The sequence below is a fragment of the Pseudomonas sp. SG-MS2 genome, from assembly GCF_009933855.1.
GTDB lineage: Bacteria > Pseudomonadota > Gammaproteobacteria > Pseudomonadales > Pseudomonadaceae > Aquipseudomonas > Aquipseudomonas putida_E.
This window is the reverse complement of the sequence record NZ_MOMO01000001.1, coordinates 1-17370: the sequence shown is the minus strand read 5'-3', so window position 1 is coordinate 17370 and position 17370 is coordinate 1. Positions and strand designations below refer to the sequence as shown.

The window sequence follows — 17370 nt, the reverse complement described above, 5'->3', positions numbered from 1 at the left end:
GGCACGGGGTGCACGGGGTGCACGCTCGCTGCGCTTGAGGGCGGCGGCGGTCGCCTGGGCGGTACGTTTGGTCCAGATCAGCAGGCCGCTGAACACCATCAGCGTCAGGACCAGGCCGAAGAAGAACCAGATCAGTTTGACCGGCAGGCCGCCAAAGTCGCCGGTGTGCAGTGGGCGCATGGATTCGGTGACGAACTCCAGGGCGGAGCGGTCGCTGATCAGGAACTGGCTGTCGACGTTGCGCGTATAGGGGTTGATGTTGGCACTCTGGAACATCAGCGGGTACCAGCCCGGGCCGTTCAGGGTGATGTGGCTGTAGGCCGTGGCGGGCAGCGAGATGGCGTTGATTTCAAGGCCAGGAATGGCCAGGCCGGCGATGCGCGCCGCTTCGTCCAGGTCGATGCGCGGGGCAGGGCTGCCATCGGCGGTTTGCGGTACATCTTCCCGGGCGATCACAGGTGTGATCGGTTGGCTGGAGATCGTGATGTGGTTATCGAACAGGATCGCCTGGATCAGGAACCAGGTGCCGGTGATGGCAATGACCGCGATGAACCAGATCGACCAGACCCCGGCCAGGCGATGCAGGTCGCCCCAGAAAATGCGCGAGCCGTGGCCGGTGCGAATGGGCTTGAAGAAGCCTTTCCAGAACTTCTTGTACACCACCAGGCCAGTCACCAGCGAAGCGAGCATCGGCAGGCCCAGCAGCGAGACCAGGTACCAGCCCCAACTGAAACCGTTGGTGAAGGGCACCAGCCACCAGCCGTGCAGGGCACGGGTGAACGCTTCGAAGTTGAAGTCCGGGACCTTGCCCTGGATGGCCCCGGTGTAGGGGTTGACGTACAGCGTCGGGCTGCTGCCGTCGGGCAGGGTAACCCCGGCGTTGAGCGCAAAGTGCGAACCGTCCGGCTGCCTCAGTGTGCGCACCACCATATCCGGTTCGGCCTTGTGCAGGGCGTCGAGCACTTGCTGGAAACTCAGGCGTTCGGCGCTGTCGTCGGGCTTGTTGGCGCGCACATCGGCGTTGGCCAGCCAGACGATTTCCTGGCTGACCACGGCAAGCATGCCGGTGAAGCAGACGATCAGCACGAAGAACCAGATCGGCAGGGCGAGCCAGCTGTGGACCAGGAACCACAGCTTGGACTTGGATTTTTTGGTTGATTTGGCCATCGGTCGGTCTTCTGAAAATGAGGGTCGAGCATATGCCCAACCACAGGGGCTGCATCTATAAAGACGAATGAGAATGGAAATCCTGCCTATTTAAATGCAAGCAAATGTTTCAGAAATGCAAAAGCCGACAGGGCGCGGGGCGCCGTGTCGGCTTGAAGGCCGCAGAGGGTCAGGCGCTGGTGAGGGCGACCGGCGGTTGCGCTTTGCCGTGTCGGCGGGCGAGGTCCTGGTACAGCGCCTGGCCGATTTCGGCGGCACGGGACGGCAGTACCGACAGCAGGGTGTCGCTCAGGCCATGGCTGCCCTCGCAGAAACCTTGCAAGTAAACCGACGCTTCGAGGTCCGGGCTGGACAGTACCCGGTAGTTGCGGTCGACGTTGAAATCCTCGAGGTAACCGGCCAGCGGTGCCAGCAGGTCGCGATGCGAGCGGCGCTCGTAGCCGGTGGCCAGGATGACAGCATCATAACGGTGGGTCTGATGCTGGTCGGTGGCCAGGTCGCGCAGGGTGAGTTCGATGCCGTCGCGGGTGGCGACAACCGCTTCCACCTGGCGACGGCACAGCACGTTGTGGCGCACCTGATGCGAAACCTTCTGGCGGTAGAGGATGCCGTAGATGCGCTCGATCAGGTCCAGGTCGACCACTGAGTAGTTGGTGTTGTGGTATTCACCCAGCAGCTTGGCGCGCTGCTCGGCCGGCTCGTTGTAGACCAGGTCGGTGTAGTCCGGCGAGAAGATCTCGTTGACGAACGGGCTGTCGTCCGCAGGCTTGAGCGCTGAACCGCGCAGTATCATGTCGACCTTGACCGACGGGTAGCTGTCATTGAGGTCGATGAATGCTTCTGCGGCGCTCTGGCCAGAGCCGATTACCGCGATGCGCATCGGTTTGCCCTCGGTGCATGGCAACTTTTGCAGGCTGCTCAGGTACTGGGAGTGGTGGAAGACGCGCGGGTCGTCCTTGAAGGCGCCGAATTTTTCCGGGATTTTCGGCGTACCGCCCGTGCCGACCACGACCGAACGGGTACGCCGGGTGTATTCACGGCCCTGCGCATCTTGAGAGACCAGGCGCAAATACTCGACACGGCCAGCCTTCACTTCCGGCTCGATGCGCAGCACTTGCTCGCCATAGACGGCTTGATTGGCGAAATGTTCGGCGGCCCAGCGCAGGTAATCGTTGTACTCCAGGCGGCAGGGGTAGAAGGTGCCCAGGTTGATGAAATCGGCCAGGCGCTGCTTTTGGTGCAAGTAGTTGACGAAACTGTAGGGGCTGGTGGGGTTGCGCAGCGAGACCAGATCCTTGAGGAAGGATATCTGCAGCTCGCTCTGGGTCGCCAGCGTTTCACCATGCCAGCGGTATTGCTTCTGCTTGTCGATGAACAGCGCGTCGAGGGCGCGGCCTTGGGTGTGGGCGAGTTCCTCCAGGGCGATGGCCAAGGCCAGGTTGGAAGGGCCAAAGCCCACGCCGATCAGATCCTTGATGGTTTCCGGGTTTGAAGACTGGCTCATGGCTGCGATCCCATAATGGTCGAATGTGTGCGCCCGCCGGGGCTCCGGCGCCTGCGTGAGTACATTGGTTGGAACGAGCCATGTACCGGGGAATTTACTGGGGGCATTGCGCACGGCTTGTGCAGCCGGGCTAAAGAAGTGCGCCGCGTGGCCGATAGGCAGGTCAACGCAAGGACCTATTTCAAGGCAGGGACCGGAACATGGCAGGTATCGCGGCAATCACCATCAACAACGTTTCGGCGCAGGCCGCCGGCAGCAATGAAACGGTAAAAAGCGAAGACGCACAGAAAAGTGGAGCGTCGGCCGCGTCGGCAGAAACGCCCAAGGCTCAGGGTGGCGGCGGTGCGCAAGGTGCGCAGCAAAGCGATGAGAGCTCGGAGCCTGCGCACATCAAGCAATTGCGCGAGATGATCAAGCAGCTGCAAAAGCAGTTGGCCGAAGAGCAGAAGCAGTTGGCCAACCTGATGGCGCAGAAAATGGAAGAGACAGCCAAGACCGCTGCCGTGAGTGCCAGGCAGGCGAGCATTACCACGCTCAATGGCCAGATCATGACCGCCACGTCGCAACTGCTCGAAGCGTTGCAGGAGACGGGTGGCAGCACTGCGGGTACGGTCGTCAGCACTCAGGCCTGAGCCTGTGTGAACCGGCCCGCCTGCGGATAACGCCGCAGACGGGCCAGCCCCTTGAGGCGTTACTCTGCGGCCAGGCGGCTCTTGTTCTGCCGGTCCGACTTGTACTGCATCGCCACTGCCGGTGCCGGCTTGGCTGTGCCGGTCTCCAGCCACTGGCGCATGCGGCTTGCATCGGCAAAGTGGGTGTACTTGCCGAACGCATCGAGGATCACCATGGCCACCGGGCGGTTGTCCATGCGCGTCAGCAGCACCAGGCAATGCCCGGCCTCATTGGTGAAGCCGGTCTTGGTCAGCTTGATGTCCCAGTTGCTCTTGTTGACCAGGTGGTCGGTATTGCGAAAGCCCAGTGTGTAGTTGGGTTTGCGGAAGGCCACGGTTTTTTCGCGGGTAGTCGACAGCTCGCTGAGCATCGGGTATTTGCGCGACGCCATCAGTAGCTTGGCCAGGTCGCGGGCGCTGGAGACGTTCTGCGTCGACAGGCCGGTCGGCTCGACATAGCGGGTGTGCGCCATGCCCAGGCTGCGGGCTTTGGCGTTCATTGCCTTGATGAAAGCCGGGTAGCCCCCTGGATAGTGGTTGGCCAGGGAAGTGGCGGCGCGGTTTTCCGACGACATCAGGGTAATGAGCAGGGTTTCGCGGCGGTTGAGTTGGCTGCCCAGGCGCACGCGCGAGTACACCCCTTTCATGTCCGGGTTGTTGGCGATGGTCATGGTGAGCATCTCATCCATGGGCAGCTTGGCGTCCAGCACCACCATCGCGGTCATCAGTTTGGTCACCGAGGCAATCGGTACCACGCGGTCGGCGTGGCTCGAATACAGTTCCTTGTTGGTATTGAGGTCGATCAGCAGGGCGCTGCCGGAAGCCAGATGCAGCTTTGAAGGGTCGCGTTGAATCTGGGCTGGGGGTTGTGCAGCAGCGGTCGACGGTAGGGTCGCGGTACCTGTGAGCAACAGCAGCAGGCTGAGGATGGACAGGGATGTTTTCACGTTCAGGCTCACTAAAAGTTGGTATGTCGTTGGCTGTGCAAGGGTTTCCCCCAAAAACCGCTCGCATTCTGGAGTATGGCTCAGCGGCTGTCGAATGCTCGTGGAGCCACCCGGTCGAAATGAAAAAACCTTCATGCTGTAACGGTTATTCTGCCTCCGTTCGTCGGTTTCGCGCCGGCAAAAAAAGACCCGCCAAAAGGCGGGCCAGAACAGGGCAAAGAGCAACGCACAACACATTCGTTTCAAGCGAGCAGGCAATCGTCCTTCAGTCGATCAGCAAGGGCCTGGGCTGATGCACGGGTGGCCAACGGTCCGCTCACCGCTTCACCGTTACGCACCAGGTACCAGCATGCCAGCAGGCCCTGCTCACGCAGAGTAGAGGGGACGGCGCTGCCGACGACGGACATGATCTGGATAGTGGCCATGTGGACCTCCTGTAAAACATGCCGCTACCTTACGCAGTGGCCAGCTCGGTTTGAAATCGACTCGCTCAATAGTGCTCATCAGCTTTATCAACTGTTCACTACTATGGCTCTTGCCACTGTCAGCTGAGCGCAGGGAAACGGTAAAGGTTGTGTAAGGGACGATGAACGGGCGGGTCTGTTACGCTGAACAAACGTTTCAGTTACGAACAAGGAGCAGGTCATGACGGCAACTCCCAGCAGGGACACTGTGCTGTGCATTTCCCTGGCCGGCCGGCCAGGTCACTTTGGCGTTCGCTTTCATAACCACCTGTACCGCCAGTTGGGCCTGGATTACTACTACAAGGCGATGAGCACCGATGACTTGCCGGCCGCTGTGGCGGGTATCCGCGCGCTGGGCATCCGCGGCTGTGGTGTTTCCATGCCGTACAAGGAGGCCTGCATGGCCTTGGTCGATGAGGTTGACCCGTCAGCGGCAGCCATCGAGTCGGTCAACACCGTGGTCAACACGGCTGGTCATCTGAAAGCCTACAACACCGACTACCTGGCAGTACGGCAGTTGCTAGAACAGCATCGTGTCGACCCGTCTACAGCCTTTGCCCTGCGCGGCAGTGGTGGCATGGCCAAGGCGGTGGCCAGTGCGCTGCGCGATGCCGGGTTCAAGGAGGGCATCATCGTCGCCCGCAACGAGCAGGCGGGGCGGCAGCTGGCCGACGTTTGTGGCTATCGCTGGGTCGCTGAGCTGGGTGACCGGTGCCCGCCGATGCTGGTGAACGTGACGCCGATCGGCATGGCGGGCGGGCAGGAGGCCCATGAGCTGGCGTTCAGCGAGAACGCCATTGCTGCGGCGCAGCGGGTCTTCGATGTGGTGGCGATGCCGGCGCAGACGCCCTTGATCCAGCGGGCGCAGGCGCTTGGCAAGCCGGTGATTACCGGCCTGGAGGTGATCGCGTTGCAGGCACTGGAGCAGTTCGTGCTGTATACCGGCGTGCGACCTGCCCGAGAGCAGGTCGAGGCTGCAGTGGCGTACGCCCGGGACGTCTAGATCCTCTTCTGCGGCCTCCTCGCGGGCAACCCGGCGAGAAGGCCGTCTGTGCGCAAGATCAGAACGCCTTGTGCCCCTTGTCCAGCTGCTCGTCCACCAGGGCCCGGCCATGGGCCAGCGACACATGCTGAGCGTTCTCAAGGTCAGAGAAGAACTTCATCGGCATGGATAAACGCTTGCTGGTATGGCCTTGCGGATCGGTGATCAGGCAGCCCGCAGAATAGGGCAGAGGGGAGTCGGGGTGAGGCATCACGCTGGCGGTGATGGTGTGGTCGCGGTATTCACAGTGAAGAGATTGCATCGTCCTTACCTCGCTGTGGCTAGTGAAGCTGTTACTTCCATATACCACAGCGAGGGGCCGGGAGTTCCCGGCCTGACGAGCGCGAGCCGACGAAGCTCACACTTTCGGATCAGCCCTTGAGCTCAGAGGGCTGAATCACTTCGACCCAGTAACCGTCCGGGTCCTTGACGAAGGCCAGATGGTTCATGCGCCCGTCTGCCAGGCGTTTCTGGAACGGCACGTTCAGCTCTTCGAAGCGGGCGCAGGCAACACGCACGTCCGGCACCGAAATGCAGATGTGGCCGAAACCACGTGGGTCGGTGTTGCCGTTGTGATAGGCGAACGCGGGGTCGTTCTCTGTACCGTGGTTGTGGGTCAGCTCAAGCACGCCGGGGATCGATTTCATCCACTGATGGCGCTCGGCGTCGTCGGCTGGAATCTGCGCCGGGTCTACCAGGGCCAGGAAGTACAGGCTGAATTCCGCTTCCGGGAAGTCGCGCTTGTCGACCAGGCGAAAGCCCAGCACACGGGTGTAGAAGTCCAGCGACTTCTCGATGTCCTTGACCCGCAGCATGGTGTGGTTGAAGACGAATTGGGCAGTGGCGGCGTCGGGCTGCGCGGTGACGCCAGGCAGGTTTTGCAGATCGTGCAGGCTCATGGGTACTCCAGAGACGAGGCTGGCACCGGGGCCAGCGGAACAGACAGGAGGGCCATGATACGGCAGTGAACCGATTGCGCAAATGAAAGCGCCCTGCACGAGTGCAGGGCGCTGGAATTAGAGGCCCGCGTGTGCGGGCGCGTGATGGGGTCGCTAGTCCTTTAGCTGTCTCGATATTGAGCCAGCCCTTGTGAAAAAAGTGTGAAGCAAGCGTTGACGTTTCATCAGCGCAGCCAACTTTCCACCGTGCCGGCCCCGTACTGTTCTTTCCACGCCTTCAGCCCGCGATGGTTACCACCTTTGGTCTCGATCAGCTCGCCGGTGTGCGGGTTTTCATACACTTTCACCACGCGTGGGCGGCGTTGTTGCTTTGGCGCATTGGTTGCGCCCCGGGTGACGGCCTTGGGGTCGAGGATGGCGATGATATCGCGCAGACTTTTGTCATAGCTTTTCATCAGGCCGACTAGTTTCTGCTCGAATTCGATTTCACGTTTTAGGCCGGTATCCTTTTTCAGCGCCTCCAGTTGAGCCATCTGTTCCTGGAGCGCTTTTTCGGCAGCACGAAACTCTGCAAGTCTGGACACTGTAATCACTCCTGTACGTCATCTGTGGCGGGGCGTGACGAACATTGAAGAGAAATAACGCCGGCCACGCGGGTGGGTTAAACTGTTCGCTGATGACGAGTGTAGACACTTGTGACAATTGGGTAAACCGCAAACTTTTCCAAATAAGACGGGAACTTTACAAGTTTTCCGGGCGCATAATTCCGGTGGGTACAGGCCGTCGGCCCGGCGCATCTAGACCATGGTCCAATGGTGCGCGCCAGAGCCTTTTCGCGATCATTTCTGATGATGGCCGAGCATTGTTCGGCCGCGTCTTGTCTGCGCCGCGTGCGTTCGCCGTGCATTGTTTCTGTCTTTCTCTGGATGTTCCCTCGCATGTTTGCCTCTTTTCCTCTCGCCCCCGGGCGCCGAGTTGCCGGCCTGTTGCTGATGTGTGCCGGCACGCACGCCCAGGCCGCCGGTTTTCTTGAAGACAGCCGTGCCAAGGTCGAAGCACGCACTGTTTATTTCAACCGGGACTTTCGTGACGGCCACAGCACTTCCAGCCAAGGTGCGTCCAAGCGCGAAGAGTGGGCACAAGGCTTCATTCTCAATGTGCAATCGGGTTATACCCAAGGCCCGGTAGGCGTTGGTGTGGATGCTTTGGGCATGTTCGGTATCAAGCTGGACTCCAGCCCGGCGGACAGTAACAGCGGTTTGTTGCCTTCTTCCGGCCATGACCCCAGGCGCGCTGCCGACCAATACGCGAAGATGGGCCTGGCTGCCAAGGCCAAGGTGTCCAATACCGTGCTCAAATACGGCTCGATGATGCCGGATGTACCGTTGTTGAAATACAACGACGGTCGCCTGTTGCCCACCCTGTTCCACGGCGCCATGCTCACTTCAGAAGAAGTGCGCGACCTGAAGTTCACGCTGGCCCGCCTGAACAAGTACACCGCCCGTGATTCCACCGACCGCCAGGACATTCGCGTGCATTGCAAGAACAAGCGCTATGCCTGCGATACCCAAGCCGACCACTTCGACCTGGCAGGGCTGGATTACCGGTTCAATGACCGGTTCAGTGCTCAATACCAAGTGGCCAGGCTGGAAAACATCTACCGTCAGCACTTTCTTGGCCTGGTGGCCAGCCAGCCGCTTGCGCTGGGCAGCCTGTCGGCCGACCTGCGGCTGATCAAGAGCGATGACATCGGTAGCGCCCGAGCAGGCCAAATCGATCATCGCGCCTTCAGCGCCATGCTCGGCTACAGCCTGGGCGGCCATAAGGTCAGCGCAGGCTGGCAGCGCATGTATGGCGAAAACGCCATGCCTTACCTCGATGGCAGCAACCCGTACCTGGTCAACTATGCGCAGGTCAACGACTTCGCCGCCGCGCAGGAGCGCTCATGGCAGTTGCGTTACGACTACGACTTCAAGGCCCTGGGCGTGCCGGGCCTGACGTTCTTCACCCGCTATATCAATGGCGACCACATCAAGGTCCCGGGTAGTGACGCCCAAGGCAAGGAGTGGGAGCGCGACACCGAGCTCAAGTACCAGGTACAGAGCGGTACCTTCAAAGATGTCAGCGTGCGCCTGCGCAATTCTACCTACCGCAGCAACTACGAAAAGTGGGCGCGTGACATGGACGAAACACGGGTCATCGTCAGCTACAACTTCTCGATCTTCTGAGTGCGCTTTGCCAAACACCGGCGGTCGGCCGACAATGGCTGCTGGTTTTTGTGCAGGGCGAAGCCATGAGAGACCTGTTGTTGATTGGTATCGGCCCGGGCGACCCGCGCCAGGTGACCTACGAGGCTGTCGAGGCGTTGCGTCGCGCCACCGTCTTCTTCGTACTGGACAAGGGGTCGGACAAAGTCGAGCTGGTTAGCCTGCGCAAGGCCATTGTTGAACGCTACAGGCCGCAGGGCGGCTACCGCCTGGTACAGGTGGCGGACCCGCAACGCGATGTTGACGCTGCCGACTATGTGGCTGCGGTCCAGGACTGGCATCGCCAGCGCGCGGCGCTGTATGCCCGGCTGATAACCGATGAAATGTGCAGTGAGGATATCGGCGCCTTTTTGCTTTGGGGCGAGCCTGGCTTGTATGACAGCACCCTGCGCATTCTGCAGTTGGTTCGCGAGCGTGGTGTGGCACTGCGCCTGCAGGTCATCCCAGGCATCAGCAGTGTGCAGGCGCTAGCGGCGCGGCATCAGGTGCCGCTGAACCGTATAGGCGAGCCATTGGTGGTTTTACCGGGGCGGCGCCTGGCGCAACAGGGGCAGATTGACAACGTGGTGGTGATGCTCGACGGGCAATGCGCATTTGCCCAGGTCGACGACCCTGGGCTGCTCATCTACTGGGGGGCTTACCTGGGAACGGAGGACGAAGTGCTGATCGCCGGGCCTTTGCAGGCGGTGAAGGGGCGGATTCTGCAGGTGCGCGAGGAGGCGAGGGCGCGCAAGGGGTGGATCATGGATACCTACCTGCTGCGGCGCGAGTCATGGACTTGAGCCGGCCTCTTCACGGGTAAAACCGCGAAGAGGCGCCACCGATGTCACGGCGTACCCAAAATCCCCACTACTTTATCGCGCAACTGCTCGATGCTGAACGGCTTGCCAATCATGTGCATCCCGTCGGGCACATCGAGGCTTTCGGCGTAGCCGCTGGCAAACAGCACAGGCAGCGCTGGCCGAATGGCGCGGGCCTGTTTCGCCAGTTCTTCGCCGCGCATGTCCGGCAGGCCTACATCGGTCATCAGCAGGGCCAGCGCCTTGCCTGGGTCTTGAAGGATCTTAAGCGCGGCACTGGCGCAGTCCGCCTCGAGGGTCTCATAGCCCAGTTCGTCGAGCACATCGACCATCAACATACGGACGATGTCGTCATCTTCGACTACCAAGAGGTGCATTGTGTGATCCTGTACCAGAAGAATGTCTTTATTCTGTGCGCTGGCCAGCGTCAGAAGTTCCGTGAGGATACCGATCGTTGTGATTGGATGGAACGATTGCTGAAGGTAACCTTCAAATACTGGCTAAATGCCCTGTCGCGGCCAGCAAAGCTGGTTAGACTCGCTGTTAACCGGTGAGCGCGGCGGCATACAAGAACAGGCTTTATCCGCCACACCGTTCAATGGACTTTTTCGCTCGGGCGTTTTCAAATGATTCAAGCAGCCTCGATGGACCAGCAAAGCTTCCGCAAGCTGTTGAGCCGCAACATTGGCTTGCCCCTGGGGGTGGGCCTGCTTGGTGCCGTGGCTTTCGTCGCGGTGATCAACTACCTGTTGTCGGCCATGCAGTGGGTGGAGCACACCGATCGGGTGATCGGCAATGCCAACGAAGCGGTCAAGCTGTCGATCGACATGGAAACCGGCATGCGCGGGTTTCTGATCACCGGTGACGAGCGCTTCCTGGACCCTTACGAGGTCGCCAAACCGAAAATTCAGGGTAGCCTCAACAGCCTGCGCGGCATGGTCGAGGACAACCCTCAGCAGGTCGACCGCATCGACCGCCTGATCGCCCTGCAGCATGCCTGGAATGAGTTTGGCGGCGAGATGATCAACCAGCGCCGCGATGGCGGGGATTACCGACAGTCGGTCATCAACGGCCGCGGCAAGCGCATCACCGACGAGATCCGCAAGGAATTCGACGACCTGATCGGCACTGAACAGCAGCTGCGCATGGCCCGCAACGAGAAGGTCAGCAACGTTACTATCACCGCCATTACAGCGTTCGTGCTGTTGATCGTTGGCCTGAGCGCCTTGTTGGCTTACCTGGGCCGCCGCGACCTGATGGCGCTGTCGACCAGCTACGATGACAACCTCAAGGCCCAGCAGCGCTCGGCCGAGCGCCTGGAGCACCAGGCCTGGCTGCGCAACGGTCAAACCCAGCTGGCCGAACAGGTGCTGGGGCAGCTGACCCTGCCGATGCTTGGCGAAAACATCCTGCGCTTCTTCGCCAGCTACCTGGGCAGTGTGGTCGGTGCGGTCTACGTGCGCGACGGCCATGGGCGCCTGGTGCGCGTGGCCAGCTATGGCCTGGATGCCGAGGAACAGGGCCGCGAACAGGTGCTGGCCGCCCACGATGGCCTGCTGTCGCAGGCAGTGCGCGAAGGCCGCCTGCTGCGCCTGGATGACCTGCCCGAAGACTACTACCGCCTCAGCTCCGGCCTGGGTAGCGGCTTGCCGCGCAGTGCCTTGCTGATGCCGGCCATCGACGATGGCCAGATCAACGGCGTGATCGAGCTGGGCTTCCTGCGCCCGCTGCAGGAGCGGGACGATGAGCTGATGGAGCGGGTTGGCGGCAACCTTGGCATGTCCATCGAAAGCGCCCGCTACCGCCAGCGCCTCCAGGAAGTGCTGGCCGAGACTCAGCAGCTCAACGAAGAGCTGCAGGTGCAGCAGGAAGAACTCAAGACTGCCAACGAGGAGCTTGAAGAGCAGTCCCGTGTGCTCAAGGAGTCCCAGGCCCACCTGGAGACCCAGCAGGCCGAGCTTGAGCAGACCAACGAGCAACTGTCCGAGCGCACCGATGCCCTGGACCGCAAGAACGACGAGTTGATGCAGGCCCAGCAAGAGTTGCAGGCCCGCGCCGATGAGCTGCAGCGTTCGAGCAAGTACAAGTCCGAGTTCCTCGCCAACATGTCCCACGAGCTGCGCACGCCGCTCAACAGCTCGCTGATCCTGGCCAAGCTGCTGGCGGAGAACGGCGAGGGCAACCTCAGCGCCGAACAGGTCAAGTTCGCCGAGTCCATCTATTCGGCCGGCAATGACCTGCTCAACCTGATCAACGACATTCTCGACATCGCCAAAGTCGAGGCCGGCAAGCTTGAAGTGCGCCCCGAGACCACTCAGCTGGAGCGCTTGGTCGAAGGCTTGCGCGGCATGTTCCTGCCGCTGGCCGAGCACAAGGGCCTGGCGTTCGAGGTCAAGGTCGAACCGCATGTACCGGTGACACTGTTCACCGACCGCCAGCGCCTGGAGCAGATACTCAAGAACCTGCTGTCCAATGCGATCAAGTTCACCGACCACGGCCAGGTCAGCCTGACCATCAGCCACCAGGCAGGCACCGGCATTGTCTTCGCCGTGCGCGACTCCGGCATCGGTATTGCCGCCGACCAGCAGCAGGCGATCTTCGGCGCCTTCCACCAAGTCGATGGCAGCAGCAACCGCCGATACGGCGGCACCGGGCTGGGCCTGTCGATCTCCCGCGACCTGGCGCATTTGCTGGGTGGGCAGATCAGTGTCGACAGCAACCCAGGCCAGGGCAGTGTGTTCAGCCTGACCATGCCGGAACGTTACGAAGCCGAGGCCGAGGAAGTCGAGGCCCACAGCCTGCGCCCTGCGGTCGACACGCTGCCGCCAGAGCCCAAGGTGGCTACGGCAGTGGCGCCGAAACTGCCGGCACCGACCTTCACCGATGACCGCGAGCACGCCCCGTTCGGCAACCGCTGCATCCTGGTGATCGAGGACGAGCCGAACTTCGCCCGTATCCTCTTCGACCTGGCTCACGAACTGGGCTACAGCTGCCTGGTGGCCCAGGCCGCCGACGAGGGCTTCGCGCTGGCAGCCCAGTACATTCCCGATGCGATCCTGCTGGACATGCGCTTGCCCGACCACTCCGGCCTCACCGTGTTGCAGCGCCTGAAGGAGCTGGCCGCCACCCGGCATATCCCGGTGCACATCATATCGGTGGAAGACCGCGTCGAGGCGGCCATGCACATGGGGGCGGTGGGTTACGCGGTCAAACCGACCAGCCGCGAAGAGCTCAAAGAAGTGTTCGCTCGCCTGGAAGCCAAGCTGACACAGAAGCTCAAGCACATCCTGCTGGTGGAGGATGACGACCTGCAGCGTGAGAGCATCGCCCGCCTGATCGGCGACGACGATATCGAGATCACCGCCGTGGCCCTGGCCCAGGACGCCCTGGCGTTGCTGCGCGAGAACATCTACGACTGTATGATCATCGACCTCAAGCTGCCCGACATGCTCGGTAATGAGCTGCTCAAGCGCATGACGGCAGAAGATATCCGCTCCTTCCCACCGGTGATCGTCTATACCGGGCGCAACCTCACCCGCGAAGAAGAAGCCGAGCTGCTCAAGTATTCGCGCTCGATCATCATCAAGGGGGCCCGCTCGCCAGAGCGGTTGCTCGACGAAGTGACGTTGTTCCTGCACAAAGTCGAATCGCAGCTGTCCCATGAACGCCAGCGCATGCTCAAGACCGCGCGCAGCCGTGACAAGGTGTTCGAAGGCCGCAAGGTGCTGCTGGTGGACGACGATGTGCGTAACATCTTCGCCCTCACCAGTGCCCTGGAGCACAAGGGCGCCATCGTCGAGATCGGCCGCAACGGGCGTGAGGCCATCGAACGCCTGGAGCAGCATGACGATATCGACCTGGTGCTGATGGATGTGATGATGCCGGAAATGGACGGCTTCGAGGCTACCCGCCTGATCCGCCAGCAGCCGCGCTGGCGCAAGTTGCCGATCATCGCCGTGACCGCCAAGGCGATGAAGGATGACCAGCAGCGCTGCCTGCAGGCTGGCGCCAATGATTACCTGGCCAAACCGATCGACCTGGACCGCCTGTTCTCGTTGATCCGTGTGTGGCTGCCGCAACTGGAGCGAATTTGATTAGCGAGCGCAACACCGACATCGAGATCAGGCTGCTGATCGAGGCGATCTACCTCAAGTACAGCTACGATTTTCGCAACTACTCCGGCGCTTCGATCAAGCGCCGGATCCTCCATGCCCTGCGCCAGTTCGATTGCCTGACGGTGTCGGCCCTGCAGGAGCGGGTGCTGCACGACCCGGGCATGTTCATGCAGTTGCTGCAGTTCCTGACGATCCCGGTCAGCGAGATGTTCCGCGACCCTAGTCACTTCCTTGCCCTGCGCAACGAAGTGGTGCCGCTGTTGCGCACCTGGCCGTCGATCAAGATCTGGATCGCCGGCTGCAGCACCGGCGAGGAGGTGTACTCGATGGCCATCCTGCTGCGCGAGGAGGGGCTGCTCGAGCGCACCATCCTGTATGCCACCGATATCAACCCGCGTTCCCTGGACAGGGCCAAGCAGGGCATCTACTCGATGCAGAGCATGCGCGAGTACGAAGAAAACTACCGCCTGGCCGGCGGGCGGCGCGATTTTGCCGAGTACTACACCAGCGCCTACGGTAACGCCATCATGGACAGCAGCCTGCGCGACAACGTGACCTTCGCCGACCACAGCCTGGCCACCGACAGCGTGTTTTCCGAAACCCAGCTGGTGTCCTGCCGCAATGTGCTGATCTACTTCAACAAGGACCTGCAGGACCGCGCCCTGGGGCTGTTCCATGAGTCCTTGTGTCACCGTGGCTTTCTGGTGCTGGGCAGCAAGGAATCGGTGGATTTCTCCGCTTACAGCGACCGCTTCGAGCCGCTGGTCAAGCCCGAACGGATCTTCCGGAAATCATGAAGGGCGTGAGCGCGGTGGTGATCGGTGCCTCGGCGGGCGGCGTGCAGGCGCTGTTTCAGGTGCTCGGCGGCCTGCCGCCGGCATTCGTGACGCCTGTGCTGTGCGTGCTGCACCTGCCCGATGACCGCCACAGCCATCTGGCCGAAGTGCTGCAGCGGCGCCTGCACAGGCCGGTACGTGAGGCTCGGGACAAAGAGGTCATCGCCCCTGGCCAGATCTACGTGGCGACGCCTGGTTATCACCTGTCGGTCGAGCAGGATTTGAGCCTGTCGCTGAGCCAGGAGGAGCCGGTGCATTTCTCGCGCCCGGCCATTGACTTCCTGTTCATCTCGGCTGCCGATGCCTATGGCGCGGGCCTGCTGGGTGTATTGCTCACAGGCGCCAACGAGGACGGTGCCAAAGGCCTTGCCTACATCAAGAACAGCGGCGGCCGGACCGTGGTCCAGGACCCCCGCGACGCCCAGGTGGCGCTGATGCCGGAGGCCGCATTGGCGCTCCACCAGCCCGACCTTATTCTTTCTTTGAGCGGCATCGGGCAATTGCTCGCCAACCTGGAATCCAGCGCATGCTAAGCCACATCACCGCCAAACTGCTGATCGTCGACGATCTGCCGGAAAACCTCCTGGCCCTGGACGCCCTGATTCAGGGCCAAGACCGTGAGGTGCACCAGGCCCAGTCTGCGGAAGCCGCCTTGTCGTTGCTGCTGGAGCACGAGTTTGCCCTGGCCATTCTCGACGTGCAGATGCCGGGCATGAACGGCTTTGAACTGGCCGAACTGATGCGCGGCACGGAAAAGACTCGCAATATCCCGATCGTCTTCGTCACCGCTGCCGGGCGCGAGATGAATTACGCCTTCAAGGGCTACGAAAGCGGCGCGGTGGACTTCCTGTACAAGCCGCTAGATACCCTGGCGGTGAAAAACAAGGTCACGGTGTTTGTCGACCTTTACCGCCAGCGCAAAGTGCTCGACAGGCAGTTGCAGGCCCTTGAGCGCAGCCGCCAGGAGCAGGAGCTGCTGCTGACGCAGTTGCAGGTGGCGCGCAGTGAGCTGGAGCATGCGGTACGCATGCGCGACGACTTCATGTCGATCGTAGCGCACGAGGTGCGCACGCCGCTCAATGGCCTTATCCTCGAGACCCAGCTGCGCAAGATGCACTTGGCCCGCGGCAGCCTGGAGGCGTTCAGCGCCGACAAGCTGCAGGCCATGGTCGAGCGCGACGAACGGCAGATCAATAGCCTGATCCGTCTGATCGAAGACATGCTCGATGTGTCGCGCATCCGCACCGGCAAGCTGTCGCTGCGGCCAAAGCTGTTCGACCTCGGCCAGCTGGTGCGTGGCCTGGTAGAAAACTTCACCGCCCAGGCCACCGCGCTGGGCACGCATATCGATCTGCAGCGCTGCGATGGCCTGCAGGGGGAGTGGGACGAATTCCGGATTGAACAAGTACTGGCCAACCTGTTGTCCAATGCCTTGCGTTATGGCGAACGCCAGCCGGTCGAGGTTCGGGTATTCGAGCAGGCGGGCATGGCCTGCGTGCAAGTGCAGGATCACGGCATCGGCATCAGTGGCGTGAATCAGCAACGGATCTTCCAGCAGTTCGAGCGCGTGGCCACCCAGCAGGCCAGCGCCGGGTTGGGTTTGGGGCTGTATATCTCGGAGCAGATCGTCCAGGCCCATGGTGGGCAGATCCAGGTGCAGAGCGAGGAAGGCAAGGGCGCCACCTTCTGCCTGCAATTGCCGCTGACGCGGCTGACAGAACAAAACGACCAGGTGCGGGCAACCTCTGCCTGAGCCTGGGGTCCGATGGCCAACTGTATGAATTTCAAGGCGTTGTTGTCATGAGTGAAGATGCACAAGATGTGGTTTTGGTGGTCGAGGATGAACCGGCAATCCGGATGATCCTGCGTGACTACCTGGCAGGCGAGGGCTATCACGTACTGGTGGCCGAGGACGGTGAACAGGCGTTCGCCATCCTGGCGAGCAAGCCGCACCTGGACCTGATGGTCACCGACTTCCGCTTGCCCGGCGGCATTTCCGGCGTCGAGATCGCCGAGCCTGCGGTGAAACTGCGACCGGACCTGAAGGTGATCTTCATCAGCGGCTACCCGGCGGAGATTCTTGAGTCGGGCAGCCCCATCGCACGCAAGGCGCCGATCCTGGCCAAACCGTTTGACCTGGATACCTTGCACAAGCAGATCCAGGACCTGTTGCGCTGAGGCCGTGTACCGGGGCTGACCGCCCCGGCTATTGCCCCTGATGCAAGGCACAATCTCGTCATTGAGCCTTTTCACTGAAGCTCAACAGGCATATGGTGTACGCCGTCCATATTTCCTGGAGCTGTCATGTCCAATCTTTTCCCTTCCGTTCGCCCCCGCCGCCTGCGCCAGAACGAGTCGCTGCGCACGATTTTCCAGGAGACGGAATTCCGCCTCGAAGACCTGATCCTGCCGATCTTCGTCGAGGAAGGCATCGACGACTTCGTGCCGATCAGCAGCATGCCGGGGGTCAACCGCATCCCCGAGAAACTGCTGGCCCAGGAAATCGAACGCTACGCCCGCGCCGGCATCAAGTCGGTGATGACCTTCGGCGTTTCGCACAACCTCGATGCCACCGGTAGCGATACCTGGAACGAGAACGGCCTGGTGGCGCGCATGGCACGCATCTGCAAGGACAGCGTGCCGGAAATGGTGGTGATG

17 protein-coding genes and 1 pseudogene are annotated in these 17370 nt (G+C 61.5%); 10 read left to right on the top strand and 8 right to left on the bottom strand.

The genetic code is table 11. From position 1 onward, the window contains the following. Positions 1 to 1167 (bottom strand): PepSY domain-containing protein (locus BLX42_RS00090; RefSeq protein ID WP_161870883.1); only part of this gene is annotated, 1167 nt, incomplete at its 3' end. Between the two features lie 169 nt (positions 1168 to 1336). Beyond that, on the bottom strand, positions 1337 to 2671 hold the full coding sequence (locus BLX42_RS00085) for a lysine N(6)-hydroxylase/L-ornithine N(5)-oxygenase family protein (RefSeq protein WP_161870882.1): 1335 nt from the start codon (positions 2669 to 2671) through the stop codon (positions 1337 to 1339). A gap of 200 nt (positions 2672 to 2871) precedes the next feature. Between BLX42_RS00085 and BLX42_RS00080 the strand changes: the two genes are divergently transcribed. Further along, entirely contained in the window at positions 2872 to 3303 is a 432-nt protein-coding gene (locus tag BLX42_RS00080; protein WP_125922860.1) for a hypothetical protein, read from the top strand. Positions 3304 to 3362: 59 nt separating this feature from the next. On the opposite strand, the gene pbpG is transcribed toward BLX42_RS00080, so the two are convergent. Further along, positions 3363 to 4289 (bottom strand): D-alanyl-D-alanine endopeptidase, encoded by a 927-nt coding sequence (gene pbpG / locus BLX42_RS00075; RefSeq protein ID WP_042111355.1) that lies wholly within the window; start codon positions 4287 to 4289, stop codon positions 3363 to 3365. Between the two features lie 242 nt (positions 4290 to 4531). Further along, positions 4532 to 4714: a hypothetical protein gene (locus BLX42_RS00070; protein WP_012313987.1), complete on the bottom strand. Its 183-nt coding sequence runs from the start codon at positions 4712 to 4714 to the stop codon at positions 4532 to 4534. 220 nt (positions 4715 to 4934) lie between these two features. Here BLX42_RS00070 and BLX42_RS00065 point away from each other — a divergent pair, with 220 nt between their 5' ends. After that, the gene (locus BLX42_RS00065) at positions 4935 to 5756 is read left to right on the top strand and encodes a shikimate 5-dehydrogenase (protein WP_046785608.1); all 822 of its coding nucleotides are present in this window, start codon (positions 4935 to 4937) and stop codon (positions 5754 to 5756) included. A 58-nt stretch (positions 5757 to 5814) separates the two neighbouring features. Here the strand turns inward: BLX42_RS00065 and BLX42_RS00060 are convergent, their stop codons facing one another. From BLX42_RS00060 to BLX42_RS00050, 3 genes are all read right to left on the bottom strand, one after another. Beyond that, a complete protein-coding gene (locus BLX42_RS00060; protein WP_039601125.1) occupies positions 5815 to 6057 on the bottom strand; it encodes a hypothetical protein in 243 nt (80 codons plus the stop codon). A gap of 109 nt (positions 6058 to 6166) precedes the next feature. Further along, positions 6167 to 6694: a lactoylglutathione lyase gene (gene gloA, locus BLX42_RS00055; protein ID WP_046785607.1), complete on the bottom strand. Its 528-nt coding sequence runs from the start codon at positions 6692 to 6694 to the stop codon at positions 6167 to 6169. Between the two features lie 224 nt (positions 6695 to 6918). Beyond that, complete coding sequence (locus tag BLX42_RS00050) at positions 6919 to 7278, bottom strand: histone-like nucleoid-structuring protein, MvaT/MvaU family (RefSeq protein WP_046785606.1); 360 nt, start codon at positions 7276 to 7278, stop codon at positions 6919 to 6921. A gap of 354 nt (positions 7279 to 7632) precedes the next feature. Here BLX42_RS00050 and BLX42_RS00045 point away from each other — a divergent pair, with 354 nt between their 5' ends. Together BLX42_RS00045 and cobF are read left to right on the top strand one after the other, a co-directional pair. Next, positions 7633 to 8922, top strand: coding sequence for an OprD family porin (locus tag BLX42_RS00045; RefSeq protein WP_161870881.1), 1290 nt, complete (start codon positions 7633 to 7635; stop codon positions 8920 to 8922). A 65-nt stretch (positions 8923 to 8987) separates the two neighbouring features. After that, positions 8988 to 9743, top strand: coding sequence for a precorrin-6A synthase (deacetylating) (gene cobF / locus BLX42_RS00040; RefSeq protein ID WP_161870880.1), 756 nt, complete (start codon positions 8988 to 8990; stop codon positions 9741 to 9743). 44 nt (positions 9744 to 9787) lie between these two features. Here the strand turns inward: cobF and BLX42_RS00035 are convergent, their stop codons facing one another. Continuing rightward, a complete protein-coding gene (locus BLX42_RS00035) occupies positions 9788 to 10138 on the bottom strand; it encodes a response regulator (protein WP_046785604.1) in 351 nt (116 codons plus the stop codon). 249 nt (positions 10139 to 10387) lie between these two features. On the opposite strand from BLX42_RS00035, the gene BLX42_RS00030 reads away from it, so the two are divergent. From BLX42_RS00030 to BLX42_RS00005, 6 genes and pseudogenes are all read left to right on the top strand, one after another. Next, positions 10388 to 13855 carry a response regulator gene (locus tag BLX42_RS00030; protein WP_161870879.1) on the top strand — a complete coding sequence of 1156 codons (3468 nt, stop codon included), beginning with the start codon at positions 10388 to 10390 and terminating at the stop codon, positions 13853 to 13855. Further along, on the top strand, positions 13852 to 14673 hold the full coding sequence (locus BLX42_RS00025; protein ID WP_046785602.1) for a protein-glutamate O-methyltransferase CheR: 822 nt from the start codon (positions 13852 to 13854) through the stop codon (positions 14671 to 14673). Before BLX42_RS00030 ends, BLX42_RS00025 begins: the two co-directional genes overlap by 4 nt. Then, positions 14670 to 15245 (top strand): chemotaxis protein CheB, encoded by a 576-nt coding sequence (locus BLX42_RS00020; protein ID WP_119688753.1) that lies wholly within the window; start codon positions 14670 to 14672, stop codon positions 15243 to 15245. The genes BLX42_RS00025 and BLX42_RS00020 overlap by 4 nt, the downstream gene beginning before the upstream one ends. After that, entirely contained in the window at positions 15239 to 16465 is a 1227-nt protein-coding gene (locus BLX42_RS00015) for a hybrid sensor histidine kinase/response regulator (RefSeq protein WP_115275169.1), read from the top strand. Before BLX42_RS00020 ends, BLX42_RS00015 begins: the two co-directional genes overlap by 7 nt. A 47-nt stretch (positions 16466 to 16512) precedes the next feature. Beyond that, the gene (locus BLX42_RS00010; RefSeq protein ID WP_012313999.1) at positions 16513 to 16890 is read left to right on the top strand and encodes a response regulator; all 378 of its coding nucleotides are present in this window, start codon (positions 16513 to 16515) and stop codon (positions 16888 to 16890) included. Between the two features lie 126 nt (positions 16891 to 17016). Then, a pseudogene (locus tag BLX42_RS00005) lies at positions 17017 to 17370 on the top strand (porphobilinogen synthase); the annotation flags it as partial.